General features: G+C 68.5%; 16 protein-coding genes. 3 read left to right on the top strand and 13 right to left on the bottom strand.

All coding sequences use genetic code 11. The features are described 5' to 3' along the window. The first annotated feature begins 19 nt into the window (after window positions 1–19). Window positions 20–1480, top strand: a complete 1461-nt coding sequence (ccoG, locus tag FHW79_RS06370; protein WP_183178106.1) for a cytochrome c oxidase accessory protein CcoG — start codon at window positions 20–22, stop codon at window positions 1478–1480. A 42-nt stretch (window positions 1481–1522) separates the two neighbouring features. Here ccoG and FHW79_RS06365 read toward each other — a convergent pair whose 3' ends face one another. The 4 genes from FHW79_RS06365 to FHW79_RS06350 form a co-directional block, all read right to left on the bottom strand. Further along, window positions 1523–2020: a DUF6803 family protein gene (locus tag FHW79_RS06365; RefSeq protein ID WP_183178105.1), complete on the bottom strand. Its 498-nt coding sequence runs from the start codon at window positions 2018–2020 to the stop codon at window positions 1523–1525. Window positions 2021–2119: 99 nt separating this feature from the next. Next, the gene (locus tag FHW79_RS06360) at window positions 2120–2572 is read right to left on the bottom strand and encodes a hypothetical protein (RefSeq protein ID WP_183178104.1); all 453 of its coding nucleotides are present in this window, start codon (window positions 2570–2572) and stop codon (window positions 2120–2122) included. Beyond that, on the bottom strand, window positions 2569–3549 hold the full coding sequence (locus FHW79_RS06355) for a pyridoxal-phosphate dependent enzyme (RefSeq protein WP_183178103.1): 981 nt from the start codon (window positions 3547–3549) through the stop codon (window positions 2569–2571). Before FHW79_RS06355 ends, FHW79_RS06360 begins: the two co-directional genes overlap by 4 nt. A gap of 356 nt (window positions 3550–3905) precedes the next feature. Beyond that, window positions 3906–4751: a MoxR family ATPase gene (locus tag FHW79_RS06350; RefSeq protein WP_183178102.1), complete on the bottom strand. Its 846-nt coding sequence runs from the start codon at window positions 4749–4751 to the stop codon at window positions 3906–3908. Between the two features lie 116 nt (window positions 4752–4867). Here FHW79_RS06350 and FHW79_RS06345 point away from each other — a divergent pair, with 116 nt between their 5' ends. Then, a complete protein-coding gene (locus FHW79_RS06345) occupies window positions 4868–5272 on the top strand; it encodes a DUF962 domain-containing protein (protein ID WP_183178101.1) in 405 nt (134 codons plus the stop codon). Here FHW79_RS06345 and alaS read toward each other — a convergent pair. After that, window positions 5269–7938, bottom strand: a complete 2670-nt coding sequence (gene alaS, locus FHW79_RS06340; RefSeq protein ID WP_183178100.1) for an alanine--tRNA ligase — start codon at window positions 7936–7938, stop codon at window positions 5269–5271. The genes FHW79_RS06345 and alaS overlap by 4 nt on opposite strands. 446 nt (window positions 7939–8384) lie before the next feature. Beyond that, a complete protein-coding gene (gene recA / locus FHW79_RS06335) occupies window positions 8385–9464 on the bottom strand; it encodes a recombinase RecA (protein ID WP_014240962.1) in 1080 nt (359 codons plus the stop codon). A 223-nt stretch (window positions 9465–9687) separates the two neighbouring features. Here recA and FHW79_RS06330 point away from each other — a divergent pair, with 223 nt between their 5' ends. Then, window positions 9688–10191 carry a class I SAM-dependent methyltransferase gene (locus tag FHW79_RS06330; RefSeq protein WP_183178099.1) on the top strand — a complete coding sequence of 168 codons (504 nt, stop codon included), beginning with the start codon at window positions 9688–9690 and terminating at the stop codon, window positions 10189–10191. A 12-nt stretch (window positions 10192–10203) separates the two neighbouring features. Here FHW79_RS06330 and FHW79_RS06325 read toward each other — a convergent pair whose 3' ends face one another. The 7 genes from FHW79_RS06325 to flgB are packed head-to-tail and all read right to left on the bottom strand — an operon-like array spanning window position 10204 to window position 16221. Next, a complete protein-coding gene (locus FHW79_RS06325; RefSeq protein WP_183178098.1) occupies window positions 10204–12729 on the bottom strand; it encodes a PAS domain-containing sensor histidine kinase in 2526 nt (841 codons plus the stop codon). A gap of 50 nt (window positions 12730–12779) precedes the next feature. Continuing rightward, complete coding sequence (flhB, locus tag FHW79_RS06320) at window positions 12780–13856, bottom strand: flagellar biosynthesis protein FlhB (protein ID WP_183178097.1); 1077 nt, start codon at window positions 13854–13856, stop codon at window positions 12780–12782. Between the two features lie 15 nt (window positions 13857–13871). Further along, on the bottom strand, window positions 13872–14642 hold the full coding sequence (fliR, locus tag FHW79_RS06315; protein WP_183178096.1) for a flagellar biosynthetic protein FliR: 771 nt from the start codon (window positions 14640–14642) through the stop codon (window positions 13872–13874). Continuing rightward, window positions 14639–14959: a flagellar biosynthetic protein FliQ gene (locus FHW79_RS06310; protein WP_183178095.1), complete on the bottom strand. Its 321-nt coding sequence runs from the start codon at window positions 14957–14959 to the stop codon at window positions 14639–14641. The genes fliR and FHW79_RS06310 overlap by 4 nt, the downstream gene beginning before the upstream one ends. Window positions 14960–15018: 59 nt before the next feature. Further along, window positions 15019–15318, bottom strand: a complete 300-nt coding sequence (fliE, locus tag FHW79_RS06305; protein ID WP_183178094.1) for a flagellar hook-basal body complex protein FliE — start codon at window positions 15316–15318, stop codon at window positions 15019–15021. 38 nt (window positions 15319–15356) lie between these two features. After that, window positions 15357–15767: a flagellar basal body rod protein FlgC gene (flgC, locus tag FHW79_RS06300; protein WP_183178093.1), complete on the bottom strand. Its 411-nt coding sequence runs from the start codon at window positions 15765–15767 to the stop codon at window positions 15357–15359. A 49-nt stretch (window positions 15768–15816) separates the two neighbouring features. Continuing rightward, window positions 15817–16221, bottom strand: a complete 405-nt coding sequence (gene flgB / locus FHW79_RS06295; RefSeq protein WP_183178092.1) for a flagellar basal body rod protein FlgB — start codon at window positions 16219–16221, stop codon at window positions 15817–15819. Window positions 16222–16299: the final 78 nt, after the last annotated feature.

Below are 16299 nucleotides of genomic sequence, written 5' to 3'. Positions count from 1 at the left end.
CAAAGCAAGGTCGCACGCCATGTCCCTCACCTCCCCCGCCGCCCATGATGCCGACCAGCCGCGCGAGCGCTGGTTCGTGCAACGCCCCAAGGTCTACGCCGCCGACGTCCATGGCCGCTACCGCCGGCTGAAATGGCTGGCCCTGGCGGTCCTGCTCGGCGTCTACTACGTCACGCCCTGGCTGCGCTGGGATCGCGGGCCGGGCATTCCCGACCAGGCGGTGCTGGTCGATATGGTGGGCCGGCGCGCCTACTTCTTCTGGATCGAGATCTGGCCGCAGGAGGTCTATTACCTGACCGGCCTGCTCATCATCGGCGCCTTCGGCATCTTCTTCGCCACCACCCTGCTCGGCCGCATCTGGTGCGGCTACGCCTGCCCGCAAACGGTCTGGACCGACCTGTTCATGTGGGTGGAGCGCAAGCTGGAAGGCCCGCGCACCGAGCGCATCCGGCTCGACAAGGCGCCCTTCTCGGCGCGCAAGCTGGGGCTGAAGGCGTCGAAGCACGTCATCTGGCTGGTGATTTCCCTGGTCACCGGCGGCGCCTGGATCTTCTACTTCAACGACGCCCCGACCCTGCTGCGCGAGATCGCGACGGGCGCGGTGTCGTGGAAGGTCCTGGCCTTCGCCGGGCTGTTCACCGCCACGACCTACTTCTTCGCCGGCTGGGCGCGCGAACAGATCTGCATCTACGTCTGCCCGTGGCGCAGCTTCCAGGCGGCGATGGTCGACGAGGACACCTACGTCGTCACCTACCAGGATTGGCGTGGCGAAGGGCGCGCGCCGCTGCGCAAGTCGCAGAACTGGGAGGAGCGGACGGCGGAGGGGCTAGGCGACTGCATCGACTGCAAGCTGTGCGTCCATGTCTGCCCGACCGGCACCGACATCCGCAAGGGGCAGCAGATCTCCTGCATCGGCTGCGGCCTGTGCGTGGACGCCTGCAACGACGTGATGGCCCAGGTCGGGCGCCCCGGCGACCTGATCCTGTTCGACACCCGCTCCAACCAGGTCGCCAAGGCGGAGGGCCAGGCCGCCCCGGTGCGGTTGCTGCGCCCGCGCACGGTGATCTACGCGCTCATCATCCTGGTGGTGGCCGGCGCGATGGTGATCTCCCTGGCGCTGCGCCCGACGCTGGACGTCAGCGTGCTGCGCGATCGCGCCCCGCTCTACGTTCAGCAGTCGAACGGCGACGTGCAGAACGCCTACACCATCAAGATCCTCAACAAGACCCACGAGGCGCGGACCTACCGCCTGTCGGTGGAGGGCTTGGCGAACGCCGACCTGTCGGTCGCCAGCGTGGACGCCCAGTCGGGGAACGCGCTGACACTCGCCGCGGAAGCGGATTCGGTGGCGACCTACCGCATCTTCGTCCGCGTGCCGCAGGGCGCCGCGACGCCAGGCTCCACCGACGTGACGGTGCTGGCGCGCGACCTGACCAGCGGCGAGATCGGCCGGCACCGCAGCGTGTTCATGGCGCCCTAGGAATCCCTTTCCCAGGGCGGGAGAGGGACAGTCCGCATCCGTTCAGTGCATCGTGTGGCCGCCGGCTGCGGCGGCCCCGGTGAGGAGCGTCGGGTCCAGCATGCCGAAGATCATGGCGATGTGGGCGACGATCAGGAACAGCCCGACCAGCGCCGCGTGGATCGCCATGCGGCCATGCTCGCCTCGGCCCCGGCCGATCAGCCCGAGGTCCAGCAGCGCGATGCCGCCGAGCGGGACGATGCCGGCAAGATAGAAGCCCACCGCCAGCACATCCGCCGGCCCGCGCCAGCCGCCGGACGCGGTCAGCGGAACCACCGCGTTCTGGATCAGATGGACGAAGACGCCCGTGAAATAGACGCCGACGGTGATCCCGGCCCAGCGGTTCAACCGCCGCACCGGGCCGTCATAGTCACGGGTGTAGAGCAGGTACAATTCGCTGATCGCCACCGTCTCGGCCAGGATGACGGGGACCGCCATGAAGATCAGCAGGTTCCAGGGCTGGTTGACGGCCAGAAGTTCCATATAGTGGGTCATATTCATGGGATGACTCGCGCGTGTTCGGCAGGCGCGCCGGTGCCGCGATGGGCGTAAAACCGGGCACGTCCGCAGGTCGGGGAAAAGGCGACGGAACGGCGGGAGTCAGGCGCGCGGCGGTGGCAGCGGCGGCGCGTGGGCGGTGGCGGCGGACCCGGTGTCCACACCCGGAAGCAGGGTCGCGAGGCGATGGCCGAAGGGCACGCCGATCCGGGCCGGCAAGCCGGTCAGATCGCAGGCCCCGCTCAGGCAGAGACACCCGGCGGTGCCGTGGGCGTGGGCCTTTCCCGGAACCGGGCTGTCCGTCGGATGGTGGGTGTCGCAGTCCGCGGCATCCTGCACCGCAGCGGGTTCGCAATGCGATGCCGGGAGGTCCGGCGCGCCCATGGAGGCGGCCCCGCCGAGAAGCCCGACGGCTAGAACCACAAGCGCGAGGAGGGATAGCAGACGAGCCACAGGATCAACCGGCCTTTTGCCTGCGTGGCCACCGTTTTCCGGACGGTGCCACGCAAGTCGATCCTGGTCCTGTTCCTGTTTGCGGTCGTTGATGTCGATCAAGCGGCGGCGAGCGTCCGCACCAGCGTGTCGGAATCCACGTTGCGGCCGGACAGCACGGCGACGGTCCGCCCTTCCGCCGGCGCCTTCCCGGCCAGCAGGGCCGCCACGGCCGCCGCCCCGGCACCTTCCGCGACCATGCCGAACGACCCGTGCAGGGTCCGCATCGCCGCCGCGACCTCCACCTCCTCCACCTCGACCAGGGCGTCGACGAAGCCGGCCAGCAGAGCCTGCGGCAGCTTGCCCAGCGCGTCCACCGCGATCCCGTCGGCCAGCGTCGGCCCCCGCCGACGCGCCAGCCGCACCCCGACCACGGTGACGGAGGGCTTGCGCGCCTTCACCGCCGCCGCCATCCCGGCCAGCAGGCCGCCGCCGCCCACCGGCACCACCAGCGTCTCAAGGTCCGGACGGTCGGCCAGCACCTCCAGCCCCACCGTGCCCTGCCCGGCGATCACGTCGGGATCGTCGTAGGGGTGCACGAAGGTCAGCCGCCGTTCCGCCGCCAGTTGCAGCGCGCGGGACTTCGCCTCTCCCACGTTGGCCCCGGACAGCACGACCTCGGCGCCCAGCGCCTCCGTCCGCTCCACCTTGCAGCGCGGTGCGGTGACCGGCATGACGATGGTCGCCGCCACCCCCAGCCGCTGGGCGTGCAGCGCCAGACCGGCGGCGTGGTTGCCCGCCGACATGGCGACGACGCCCGCCGCGCGCTCCAGCGCCGTCAGGCGCAGCAGGCGGTTCAGGGCGCCGCGCTCCTTGAAGGCACCGGTCACCTGGAAGGTCTCGGCCTTGAGCCAGACGTCACGCCCCAGCGCCGGGGCGGGCAGCAGCGGCGTGCGGACGATCCGCCCTTGCAGACGCTCGGCGGCGTCCTCGATGGCGGAGAGGGGGAGCCAGGGCGGCAAACGGTCTTCGGTGTCGCGGCTCTCGCTTTTTCTGGGGAAGGAAACGGCAGGCAGACGGGCGGCGTGCGCGGACGGCATCGCGGGAGTCCTCGGGCGGAGGGAACGAACGGGGGGCGGAAAAGGAAGGCGCGAAACCCGGCCCGCGTCAGCGGACCGGGACGATAATTCGCGCGGAGCCCCGCATTCGCTCCGCCGGATGGCGCAACGCACGCGTGAAGCAACGGGTCAGGGGATCGTGATGAACCGGATTGCGGGTTCCGGAAGACCCAGGGCGCACGGACACGCCACACTCCACACCAGATTGCGAAAACGAACGCTCGCGGTCCGGCGCCCTCTGTCAGAGCGCCGGGGCGGTAATTCGCATTCGGTTCAAGTGCGGGGTCGATTGCATGGGTTCAGGCTGCCCCAGAAGGCCGGCCGCGGTCAAGCGCTTCCTAGCGCCCTTCCCGCTTGGCGAGAAAAGCCAGCCGTTCCAGCAGATGCACGTCCTGCTCGTTCTTCAAAAGCGCGCCGCACAGCGGCGGGATCAGGCTGCGGGCGTCCTTGGCGCGCAGGGTCTCGGGGTCCACGTCCTCGACCATCAGCAGCTTGATCCAGTCGAGAAGCTCCGAGGTGGAGGGCTTCTTCTTGAGCCCCGGCACCTCGCGCAGGCTGTAGAACAGCGCCATCGCCTCGCGCAGCAGGTCCTGCTTCAGGGCGGGATAATGGACGTCCACGATCCGCTCCATGGTGTCGCGGTCGGGGAAGCGGATGTAGTGGAAGAAGCAGCGGCGCAGGAAGGCGTCCGGCAGTTCCTTCTCGTTGTTCGACGTGATGATGACAAGGGGTCGCCGGGCCGCCTTGACCGTTTGCCGCGTTTCGTAGACGTGGAACTCCATGCGGTCGAGTTCGAGCAGCAGGTCGTTGGGAAACTCGATGTCGGCCTTGTCGATCTCGTCGATCAGCAGCACGGGGGGTTCCGGCGCCTCGAACGCCTCCCACAGCTTGCCGCGCACGATGTAGTTGCCGATGTCGTGCACCCGCTCCTCGCCGAGCTGGCTGTCGCGCAGGCGGCTGACCGCGTCGTACTCGTAGAGGCCCTGCTGCGCCTTGGTGGTGGACTTGATGTGCCAGGCGAGCAGCGGCTTGTTCAGGGCGCGGGCGACCTCCTGGGCCAGCACGGTCTTGCCGGTGCCCGGCTCCCCCTTCACCAGCAGCGGGCGCTCGAGCGTGATGGCCGCGTTGACGGCCACCATCAGGTCGTCGGTGGCGACGTAGGAATCGGTGCCGGTGAAGCGCATGCCAGTCGGTTCCGCGGTATCGTTCGTTGACCCGCGCATCCTTCCAGCACGGCGGGCGTCATGCAAGACGGAACCGCCGCGGGTCGCCCGGCGTTCCCCCGCGGAAGGAGACCGCGATGGCGACCGATCCCAATTTCTGGCCCGATTATCTGGAGCAGCACCGCGACCCGATGAACCGGGCGCTGCACGTCGCCGGCACGCTGTCGGCGGCGGCCCTGCTGGGGGTGGGGCTGGCCCGCCGCGACTGGCGGGCGCTGGTGGCGGCCCCGCTGGTCGGCTACGGCGCGGCGTGGCTGGGCCATTTCCTGGTGGAACGCAACCGGCCCAAGACGCTGGACGCGCCGCTGGCCTCGCTGGCCGCCGACGTCCGCATGGCAGGGCTGGCCCTGACCGGACAGCTGGCGCGGGAATACCGGCGCTACGGCATCCCCGACCGCCCCGGCCTCGTCATCCGCCGGCATCCGCCAAGCGCCCCCGCCCCCGCGTTGGAGCCGGTGCGCTCGGAGGAGCGGCCCGGTTAAGAAGCGGCCTTCGCCGCCACGGCCTTCTCGATGGCTTCGACCGCGGCGGGCGCCAGCGCGGCGTCCGGACCGCCGGCCTGCGCCATGTCCGGACGACCGCCGCCACCCTTCCCGCCCAGAGCCTCGGCGCCGACACGCACCAGATCGACGGCGCTGATCTTGGCCGTCAGATCCTCGGTAACGCCGACGACGATGGACGCCTTTCCCTCGTTCGAGGCGATCAGGACGACGACGCCGGAACCGACCTGCTTCTTCAGCTCGTCGGCCATCGGCTTCAGGTCCTTGGCCGGCAGGCCCTCGACCACGCGGGCGGCGAACTTGACGCCCGCGATGTCCTTGGCCTCGTTGCCGCCCTCGGCCTTGGCGCCGCCGCCCATCGCCACCTGACGGCGGAGTTCGGCCAGCTCGCGCTCCATCTTCTTGCGCTCGTCGACCAGCGCGGCGAGGCGCGACGGGACGTCCTCCGGACGGACCTTCAGGACGGACGCCGCCTCGGTCAGCAGATGGTCGCGCTCCGACAGCCACGCCTTGGCGCCGGTGCCGGTCAGCGCTTCGATGCGGCGCACGCCGGCGGCGACGGCGCCCTCGGCAACGATCGTGAACAGGCCGATGTCACCGGTGCGGCGAACGTGGGTGCCGCCGCACAGCTCGATCGAGTAGTCGCGGTCCAGCTCGCCGTGCGGGCCGCCCATGGAGACGACGCGCACCTCGTCGCCGTACTTCTCGCCGAACAGGGCCATGGCGCCGGAGGCGCGGGCCTCGTCAGGGGACATCAGGCGGGTGACGACCTCGCTGTTGCCGAGGATGCGGCGGTTCACCTCGTCCTCGACCGCGGCGATGTCCGCCGGGGTCAGGCCGGTCGGCTGGCTAATGTCGAAGCGCAGGCGCTCCTGGGCGACCAGCGAGCCCTTCTGGGTGACATGCTCGCCCAGGCGGCGGCGCAGCGCCTCGTGCAGCAGGTGGGTGGCGGAGTGGTTGGCGCGGATGGCCGAGCGGCGCTCCGTGTCCACGCGCAGTTCCACCACGTCGCCGACCTTCAGCGTGCCCTTGATGACCGTGCCGACATGGGCCCAGACGGCGCCCAGCTTCTTCTGGGTGTCGGAGACGGCGACCTCGGTGCCCTCGGCGGAGAAGATCACGCCGGCGTCGCCGACCTGACCGCCCGACTCGCCGTAGAAGGGCGTCTGGTTCACGATGACCAGCACCTCGTCCCCGACGGCGGCCTGCTCGACGCGGGCGTCGCCCTTGACGATGGCGGTCACCTTGCCCTCGGCGACCTCGGTGTCGTAGCCGAAGAATTCCGTGGCGCCCAGCTCGTCCTTCAGCTCGTACCACAGCTTCTCGGTCGTCGCCTCGCCCGAGCCGGCCCAGGACTCGCGGGCCTTGCGGCGCTGCTCGTCCATGGCGGCCTTGAAGCCGCTCTCGTCGACCGGGCGGCCCTGGGTGCGCAACACGTCCTGGGTCAGGTCGAGCGGGAAGCCGTAGGTGTCGTACAGCTTGAAGGCGACGTCGCCGGGCAGCGGCTGCCCCTCGCCCAGACGGCCGACCTCGTCCTCCAGCAGGCGCAGGCCGCGCTCCAACGTCTGCTTGAAGCGGGTTTCCTCCAGCTTCAGCGTCTCGACGATCAGGGCGCGGGCACGGTTCAGCTCCGGATAGGCGTCGCCCATCTGCTGGATCAGCGCCGGGACGAGGCGGTGCATCAGCGGCTCGCGGGCGCCGATCATGTGGGCGTGGCGCATGGCGCGGCGCATGATGCGGCGCAGCACATAGCCGCGGCCCTCGTTCGACGGCAGCACGCCGTCGGCGATCAGGAAGCAGCAGGAGCGCAGATGGTCGGCGATGACGCGGTGCGAGACGGCGTGCGCGCCGTCCGGCGCGGTCTTCGTCGCCTCGGCGGAGGCCACGATCAGCGCCCGCATCAGGTCGATGTCGTAGTTGTCGTGCTTGCCCTGGAGCACGGCGGCCAGACGCTCCAGCCCCATGCCGGTGTCGATGGACGGCTTCGGCAGGGCGATCAGGTCGTCGGGACCGCGCTGCTCATACTGCATGAACACGAGGTTCCAGATCTCGATGAAGCGGTCACCGTCCTGGTCGGGCGAGCCCGGAGGACCGCCGGCGATGTGCGGGCCGTGGTCGAAGAAGATCTCCGAGCAGGGGCCGCAGGGGCCGGTGTCGCCCATGCGCCAGAAATTGTCGTCGGTCGGGATGCGGATGATGCGGTCGTCCGACAGGCCGGCGACCTTGCGCCAGATGCCCGCCGCGTCCTCGTCGGAGCTGTGGACGGTGACCAGCAGCTTGTCCGCCGGCAGTCCGAACTCCTTCGTCACGAGGTTCCAGGCGAAGGCGATCGCGTCGTCCTTGAAGTAGTCGCCGAACGAGAAGTTGCCCAGCATCTCGAAGAAGGTGTGGTGCCGCGCCGTGTAGCCGACATTGTCCAGGTCGTTGTGCTTGCCGCCCGCGCGCACGCATTTCTGCGAGGTGGTGGCGCGCGAATAGGGCCGCTGCTCCGCCCCGGTGAAGACGTTCTTGAACTGCACCATGCCGGCGTTCGTGAACATCAGCGTCGGGTCGTTGCGCGGAACCAGCGGCGACGACTCCACGATCTGGTGGCCGTTCTTCGCGAAAAAGTCCAGGAACGTGCGGCGGATGTCGTTGGCGGTCTTCATAAGCGGTCCAGGCTCCGGCTACGGTCGGCTACAATCGGCGGCGCGGCCTTGTTCGCGGCCGAACCGTGCTTTTAACGTGACTTGCGGTGGCTGTCCACAGAGTGCCCGCGACGGGCACCCGCGCGGCGACAGGCCGCGTGGACGGAGCGCCACACATTTGCATGATCGTCAGCGCGGACGGGCGGTGGATCGCCACCGCCCCGCCGCTCACAAGGAGATGAGAGGATGCGGAAAATCCTCGAACTCCTGATCCTGCTGTTGCGGGCGCTCAAGCTGCTGCTTGAGATCCTGAACCGCTAGGACCGGGCCGGCGGACGGGTGCAGGAACACCCGTCCGCCCAGCCTGAATGTAAGGTCTTTCCCGCCGTCCGGCAAGACGGCGAAAGCCCCTCCCCGGCGGACCGGAGAGGGGCTTTCACACAGCAAAACCGGCTTTCCGCTCGGGATCACTCCGGCGTGGCGGCCTCGCCGTCGGCTTCCGGGGTGCCCATCATCGCGTCGGCGACGAGACCGGCGTTGCCGCGGATCTTCGCCTCGATGGCGTCGGCTGTGGCCGGGTTGTTGCGCAGGTAGTTCTTGGCGTTCTCGCGGCCCTGGCCGATGCGGGTGCCGTCGTAGCTGAACCAAGCGCCCGACTTCTCCACCACGCCGGCCTGGATGCCGAGGTCGAGAAGCTCGCCCACCTTCGACACGCCCTCGCCGTACATGATGTCGAACTCGACCACGCGGAACGGCGGGGCCATCTTGTTCTTCACCACCTTCACGCGGGTCTGGTTGCCCACCACCGTCTCGCGGTCCTTGATCGCGCCGATGCGGCGGATGTCCAGGCGGACGGAGGCGTAGAACTTCAGCGCGTTGCCGCCGGTCGTCGTCTCCGGGTTGCCGAACATCACGCCGATCTTCAGGCGGATCTGGTTGATGAAGATCACCAGGCAGTTCGACTTGGCGATGGAGCCGGTCAGCTTGCGCAGCGCCTGGCTCATCAGGCGGGCGTGCAGGCCGACGTGGCTGTCGCCCATCTCGCCTTCCAGCTCGGCGCGCGGCACCAGGGCGGCCACCGAGTCGACCACCAGCACGTCGACGGCACCGGAGCGCACCAGCGTGTCAGCGATTTCCAGCGCCTGCTCGCCGGCGTCGGGCTGGGAGATCAGCAGCTCGTCCACATTCACGCCCAGCTTGCGGGCGTAGGACGGGTCCAGAGCGTGCTCCGCGTCCACGAAGGCGCAGGTGCCGCCGCCCTTCTGGGCCTGGGCGATGGCGTGCAGCGCCAACGTCGTCTTGCCCGAGCTTTCCGGGCCGTAAATCTCGATGATGCGGCCGCGCGGCAGGCCGCCGATGCCCAGCGCGATGTCGAGGCCGAGAGAGCCGGTGGAAACGACCTCCGTCTCGACCGTGTTCTCGCGGGCGCCGAGCTTCATGATCGAGCCCTTGCCAAAGGCGCGCTCGATCTGCGCCAGAGCGGCATCCAGGGCCTTCTGCTTATCCATGGAATCCTTCTCGACCAAACGAAGCTGTGCGGACGACATGCCCGTCTCCCCTTGTTAGATCACATCCGCGGCCCCAGGGCCAACGATCTCACCAACGGTCATTCGGTGAGAGGGAATGTACCAGCTTTGTTCCCCTTCGCAAAGCCCTAAGTTCCGCGAATGTTCTTGTCGTAAGGTAGGAACGACCCGGCGCCATGCAACGGAATTCCAACTGCGGCGTTCATGAGGAGATGTCCCGCCACAACGCCCCATAAAGCCGGATATGAAGACAGCCCACTCCACGCTCGACCGCATGATCGACCGCCTCACCACCCAGCGCGTGGCGCTCGGCTGGGCCGCCGGCCACGCCGCGGGAACCTCCGGTCTGGTGATGGAGATCGGCCTGGGGAAGGGCCGCACCTACGACCATCTGCGCAGCCTGTTCCCGCCGCGCGACATCCTGGTCTTCGACATGTGGGCGCGCGTTCCCGCCTCCCTGCGGCCGGACGAGGACCGGCTGTTCCTCGGCGATTTCCGGGACACGCTGCCCGCCGCCGCGGAGCGCTTCCGCGGCGCGGTGCGGCTGGCCCACGCCGATATCGGCAGCGAGCGGGAGGATGCCGAGGAGGGCATCCGCCACTGGATCGGCGGGTTGATCGACCCCTTCCTTGCGCCGGGCGCGCTGGTTCTGTCGGACCGCCCGATCGGCGCCGGTCGTCGCGGGTGGGAGCCGGTCGACGTGCCGGGAACGGAACGCTGGGCCTATCACGGCTGGCGGGTCGGATAAGGACCCACCCCGTTACTTCCCGTCGCGGATGACCTCCTTCACCTTGGAGGCCAACTGCTTCAGGGAGAAGGGCTTGGGCAGGAAGTGGGCGACTTCGACTCCGTCGATTTCCCCCAACCGGTCCTCGGCGTAGCCGGAGATGAAGATCACCCGCATGTCCGGCCGCATCTGCCGGACATGGCGGGCCAGGGTCGGGCCGTCCATCTGCGGCATCACCACGTCGGTGATCAGCAGGTCGATGCGGTTGCCGTCCGTGCCGATCTGCTGCAGCGCCGCCTCGCCGTTCTTCGCCTCCAGCACCTGATAGCCCTTGTTGCGCAGCGCGCGCGCGGAGAAGACGCGCACGGCATCCTCGTCCTCCACCAGCATGATGGTGCCGGAGCCGGTCAGGTCGCTGCCGCGCCGCTCGCGCGGCTCGCCCTGGTCGGGACGGGCCTCGCCCTTGTGGCGTGGCAACAGGATGGTGAAGGTCGTCCCCTCCCCCTTTTCCGACTCGACCAGCACGAAACCGCCGGTCTGGCGGACGATGCCGTAGACGGTGGACAGCCCCAGCCCGGTGCCCGACCCCACGCCCTTGGTCGTGAAGAAGGGCTCGAAGATGCGCTGGAGATTTTCCTTGGGGATGCCGCAGCCGGTGTCGATCACCTCGATGGACACATACTCCCCGGAGGGAATCGTCTCGTGCTCGCGGCGCTGCGCCTGCTCGACCAGATGGTTGGAGGTGACGATGGTCAGCCGCCCGCCGCCGGCCATGGCGTCGCGCGCGTTGACCACGAGGTTGATGATGACCTGCTCCAGCTGGTTCTGGTCCACCTTGACGTAGCCGATGTCCCGGCCGTGGAGCATCTTCAGCTCGATGTTCTCGCCGATCAGCCGGCGCATCAGGTTGCCGAGCTCGGCCAGCACGTCGGTCACGCTGAGGATGCGCGGCTGCAGCGTCTGCTGGCGCGAGAAGGCCAGAAGCTGCCGCACGAGGTTGGCCGCGCGGTTGGCGTTCTGCTTGATCTGCATGATGTCGCTGAAGGACTGGTCGCCCGGCTTGTGGCGCAGCAGCAGCAGATCGCAGAAGCCGATCATCGCGGTCAGCAGGTTGTTGAAGTCGTGGGCGACGCCGCCGGCCAGCTGGCCCACCGCCTGCATCTTCTGCGACTGGGCGAACTGGGCCTCCAGCCCCTTGCGCTCGGTCATGTCGATGAAGTGCAGGATCAGCCCCGCCGCCCCTTCCGGCCCCACCCCGCCGAGCCGCCGCGCGTAGAGCTGGGCCACCAGCTCGCGCCCGCCGGACAGCCGCACCTCCAACGGGGCAGCGGGGTCGGAACCGCCCTGCACGGCGGTCAGCCGCTCGGTCACCATGGCGCGCTCCGCCGGGACGATCAGGTCGGCCATGCCCCGCCCGAGGAGGTTGCCGGCTTCGCTGCCGATCAGCGCCAGGAAGGCCTGGTTGCACTCGGCCACACGCCCGCCCTCGTCCACCAGGGCGATGCCGATGGGCGCGTCCTCGAAGAAGCGCTGGAAGCGCTGCTCGGACAGGCGCAGGGCCTCCTGCCACTCGCGTTCCGGCGTCAGGTCGCGCACGACGGAGCGGGTGTGCGAGATCCGCCCGTCCTCGCCCCTCACCACGCTCTGCGCGACGTAGGCCTGGAAGCGGCGGCCCTGGAGCCCGTGCATGGCGATCTCGCCGCGCTGCTCCAGCCCGCCGCCGTCCAGGAGGTCGTAGGGCGCGGAGGCGGCAGGCGGATGGGCCAGCACGTCGTGAAGGCGGCGCCCGCCCTCGACCAGATCTTCCGGCGCGCAGCCCAGCCACTTCGCCAGGGTCGCGTTCACAAACTGGAAATGCCCGTCCTGGTCCACCGAGAAGAAGCCGACCGGCGCGTGGTCCATGAAGTCGACGAGCTGGGTCTGCTCGCGCCGGGTCACCTGCTCCAGTTCGCGCCGCGCGGTGATGTCCTCGACGCGCCACATCACCGCCTCGGCGTGCCCGTCGATGGGCTGGCCCTGGATGCGGCGCCATTCGGCGGCGCGCCCCTGCTGGCGGACCGCCAGCTCGATGGAGCCGGAATAGCCGCCCTTGACCCGCTCGCACAGGCGGCGGAAGGCGTCGGCGCTGTCCGGGTCGTCGGCGAACTGGCGCTCCAGGGCGCGCAACGGCGGCTCCCTCTCGCTCCAGCCCGTCAGCGAGCGGAAGGTGCTGTTGACGAAGACCACATGCCCGGCGCCGTCGCAGACGAGCTGGCCGGAGGGCAGCCCTTCCAGCGCACTGCCCAACAGGGACCCGACGCGGGCCACCCGCCGCCGCGCGCGGACCATGCGGAGCGCCAGGGCCAGGGCTCCCGTGCCGGCGGTGGTGAGGCCGGCCCAGGCCAGCGGGTCGCGGTCCAGAACCACCCCTGCCCCCGCCGCGACCAGCCCGGACAGAAGAAGGACCACCAGAACCCCGGTGGCGAATCCGCCGCCGGGCCGTTCCCCCACCCCGGCGGCCCCATCGCTGCGATGGCCGGCGGGCGCGCTGTCGGCAAAGGAAGAGGTCGTGTCGTCCACCGGAACTCCAGGTCAGCCGTTCGCCGCAAGGAAAGGTCCGGGAACGGTCCTCAGTTCCGCACCGCGCGTCCTTTCAGCTTGAAGACATAGGTAATGACTTCCGCCACCGCGCGATAGTGCTCGGACGGAACCTCCTCGTCGATATCGCATGCGGCATAGAGCGCTCGGGCGAGGGGCGGATTCTCCATCACCGGCACGCCGTTCTCCTCGGCGATCTCGCGGATCCTGAAGGCGACGGCGTCGGCGCCCTTCGCCACCACCATCGGGGCACCCATGGTGGTCGAGTCGTATTTCAGCGCGACGGCGAAGTGGGTCGGGTTGGTCACCACCACGTCGGCGCCGGGCACCGCCGCCATCATGCGCTTGCGCGCCCGCTCGAAGCGCAGCTGGCGGATGCGGCCCTTCACATGCGGGTCGCCTTCAGCCTGCTTGTGCTCGTCCTTCACCTCCTGCTTGGTCATGCGCATCTTCTTGTCGAAGCTGTGGCGCTGCCAGAACAGGTCGGCTCCGGCGATCAGCGTCAGGATGGCCAGCACGCCGGCCAGCAGCCGGAAGGTCAGCCCGTCCATCTCGCGGAGCAGCAGCATCATGTCGATGCCGATGAAATGCCCGATGGTCAGCATCATCGGCTGGAGCGCGATGTAGGCGACGACGCCGACCACCGCGACCTTGGCCAGGCTTTTCAGAAGATCGACGCCCTTCTGGGCGCTGAACAGGTTGGCGATGCCGGAGATCGGGTTCAGCTTGCTGAATTTCGGCGTGATCAGTTCCCAGGAGACGTTGAAGCCCTTCTGCCCGATGGTGCCGATCACTCCGGCGAACAGCAGGAACAAAATCGGAAGCCACAGCGCCCACAGGATGTCCTTCATCACCCGCATCAGCACCGCACCTACGCCGCCCTGGTCCATGGGGATCTGGTCCAGGTTCTCGAAGAAGAAGTTCAGGCGGGGCACCATGCCTTTCAGCGTTCCGGGCAGCGTCGTGACCAGGATCACCAGCGCCGCGGCGATCATCAGCCAGTTGCCGATTTCCTGGGTCATCGCGAACTGGCCCTGCTTGTGGGCCTCGTCGAGCTTCTTTTGCGTCGGCTCTTCTGTTTTGGATGATTCATCCGCGTCTTCGGACACCGGATCTCTCCCCGCTCAGCCCGGTCTCAGGAAATCGACGAAGGCAGCCTCGAAGTGGGTCAGCCAGAACATCATCATCGCGGCCAGCGTCAGAGCGAACATGAACAGCCCCAGCGCGACCTGCAGCGAGGTGAACAAAAAGAACACCTGGATCTGCGGCGCCAGCTTGTTCAGCAGCCCCAGCGCCAGCGCGAACAGCATGCCGGAGATCAGGAAGGGCGCCGCCATCTGCACGCCCAGCAGGAAGGACTTGCCGACCAGTTGCCCGACCACGTTCGCCATGTCGTCGATGGGGATCGCCGCCCCCGGCGCGAAGGTGGAATAGCTGTCCACCACCGCCATGATCAGCAGATGGTGCAGGTTGGTGATGAAGATCAGCAGCAGCCCCAGCCACCCCATCAGGGCGCCGGGCAGCGACCCCTGCGACGCCATGGCCGGGTTGAACATCTGGGCGTTCGACAGGCCGGACTGCAGCGCGATGATCGTCCCGGCCACCTCCAAGGCCCCCATCAGCAGGCGGGCGACGGTGCCCATGAAGATGCCGACGGTCACCTCGCCGGCGATCAGGACGAACAGGCGGAAGATGTTGTCGGGCATCGGCGGCATGCGGTCGCCCAGGACCGGCGACACCAGAACGCTGACCGCGACGGAAAAGAGAAGGCGCGTGCGGGCGGAGACGAAGGCGTCGCCGATGGTCGGCATGATGCTGAAGGCCGTCCCGACGCGCGCGAACACCAGCAACCAGACAAAGATCTGGTCGCCCAGAAACTGCTGAAGCAGGTTCATCCGCCGCCGCCGGGCAGGTTTCCGGCGTTGGGCACACTGTTGACCCCGGTGCCGATGGCGACGATGCGGTCGGCGACCTCATGCTCGAAGAAGGAGCGCAACTCGCCCAGCATGAAGGGCATCAGCAGGATCGACAGACCGAAGACCAGAAGCACCTTCGGCACCATGGCCAAGGTCTGCTCGCTGATCTGGGTGACCGCCTGGAACACCGAGATGACCGTGCCGACCACCATCATGGCGACCAGCACAGGCGCCGCCACGAACACCAGCGTGACGATGGAGGTGCGGCAGATCTCGATGACGTCGGTTTCGCTCATGGCACTTCGCTCGGGGCACTTCGCTCGGGGCGCTTTCGCTCTGGGTCGGCAAGCCGCCGTCAGATCGGCATGCGCAGGATTTCCTGATAGGCCGACAGCACCTTGTCGCGCACGGCGGTGACGGTCTGCAGCGTCACCTCGGCGTTGGTGACGGCCTGGACCACGTCGGTCAGGTCGGCCTGCCCGACGGCGGCCTTGGCGGTCATCGTCTCGCCCTGCTTCAGGTCGCCGATGACCTCCTTGGCGGTCTGCTCCAGCACGTCGCCGAAGCTGACGCCGCTGCGCGGGGCCATGCCCGGCCCGGTCGTGGAGGCGGCGGTGTTCGCGTAGGCCGCGGCGGCGTTGATCGGGTTGACCATGGGACGTACGTCCTTCCTTCAAAAAAAACGTCGCGACGTCAGACGCGGAGGATGTCGATGGTGCGCATCAGCATCTGGCGGGCGCTGTCCACCGCCGACAGGTTGGCCTCGTAGGAACGCTGCGCCTCGCGCATGTCCATCGCCTCGACCACCGAGTTGACGTTGGGCAGCAGCACGTAGCCATCGGCGTCCGCGGAGGGGTGCGAGGGGTCGTAGCGCCGCTCGAAGTCCTTCTTGTCCACGTCGATCTTGGCGACGCGGACGAGATCGACCCCCATCTGGCGGTCCAGGGCGTTCTGGAACATCACGACCTTGCGCCGGTAGGGCAGATCGCCCGGCGTTTCCGCCGTGGTGTTGGCGTTGGCCAGATTTTCCGCGATGGTCTTCAGGCGGGTGCCCTGCGCCTTCATGCCGGACGCGGACACCGCCATCGACGTGTAGAGATCCATCTTCCGCCTCCTTTGCCCCGAACCCTGCCGCCCCGAACTTCGCCGCTCCTTAACCGCCGCTGCGGATGGAGGAGCGGATCAGGTTGACCTGCTTCTTGTAGAGGTTCGTGATCGTCTGAAAGTCCATGCCGGTCTGGCCCTGCTTCAGCATCTGCTCTTCCAGGACCACGGTGTTGCCGTCCGGCGCCGTCTCATAGGGGTTGCGCTGGCGCTGCTCCTGGTTCAGCCCGCCCGCGCCGCGCGTTCCCTGGAGATGCGAGGCGTTGGTGGCGGCGGGCTGGAGGCGGCGGCTGTCGGACAGGGCGTCGCGGAAGGTGAAGGGCTTCAGGTCCCGGCCCTTGTAATCCGGCGTGTCGGCGTTGGCGATGTTCGCCGCGATCACGTTCTGGCGTTCGGTCAGCCAGCCCATCTTGCGCGACATCAGCTTGAAGAGGCCGAGATTCTCGAGATTCATCGCCGGGTTCCGGTCTGGGGGCCTGCCGCCCGGACGCGCGAAGACGCGCAGCAAGGCGGGCGGAATGCATCACAGCAT

The organism is Azospirillum sp. OGB3, assembly GCF_014192915.1.
GTDB lineage: Bacteria > Pseudomonadota > Alphaproteobacteria > Azospirillales > Azospirillaceae > Azospirillum.
The sequence above is the reverse complement of the archived record's forward strand: the minus strand, read 5'-3'. Positions and strand labels throughout refer to the sequence as shown.

Coding starts and splice junctions, on each gene's coding strand:
- ccoG (WP_183178106.1), top strand. CDS start 20: ATGTCCCTCACCTCCCCCGCCGCCCATGATGCCGACCAGCCGCGCGAG.
- FHW79_RS06365 (WP_183178105.1), bottom strand. CDS start 2,020: ATGAATATGACCCACTATATGGAACTTCTGGCCGTCAACCAGCCCTGG.
- FHW79_RS06355 (WP_183178103.1), bottom strand. CDS start 3,549: ATGCCGTCCGCGCACGCCGCCCGTCTGCCTGCCGTTTCCTTCCCCAGA.
- FHW79_RS06350 (WP_183178102.1), bottom strand. CDS start 4,751: ATGCGCTTCACCGGCACCGATTCCTACGTCGCCACCGACGACCTGATG.
- FHW79_RS06345 (WP_183178101.1), top strand. CDS start 4,868: ATGGCGACCGATCCCAATTTCTGGCCCGATTATCTGGAGCAGCACCGC.
- alaS (WP_183178100.1), bottom strand. CDS start 7,938: ATGAAGACCGCCAACGACATCCGCCGCACGTTCCTGGACTTTTTCGCG.
- recA (WP_014240962.1), bottom strand. CDS start 9,464: ATGTCGTCCGCACAGCTTCGTTTGGTCGAGAAGGATTCCATGGATAAG.
- FHW79_RS06330 (WP_183178099.1), top strand. CDS start 9,688: ATGAAGACAGCCCACTCCACGCTCGACCGCATGATCGACCGCCTCACC.
- fliR (WP_183178096.1), bottom strand. CDS start 14,642: ATGAACCTGCTTCAGCAGTTTCTGGGCGACCAGATCTTTGTCTGGTTG.
- FHW79_RS06310 (WP_183178095.1), bottom strand. CDS start 14,959: ATGAGCGAAACCGACGTCATCGAGATCTGCCGCACCTCCATCGTCACG.
- fliE (WP_183178094.1), bottom strand. CDS start 15,318: ATGGTCAACCCGATCAACGCCGCCGCGGCCTACGCGAACACCGCCGCC.
- flgC (WP_183178093.1), bottom strand. CDS start 15,767: ATGGATCTCTACACGTCGATGGCGGTGTCCGCGTCCGGCATGAAGGCG.
- flgB (WP_183178092.1), bottom strand. CDS start 16,221: ATGAATCTCGAGAATCTCGGCCTCTTCAAGCTGATGTCGCGCAAGATG.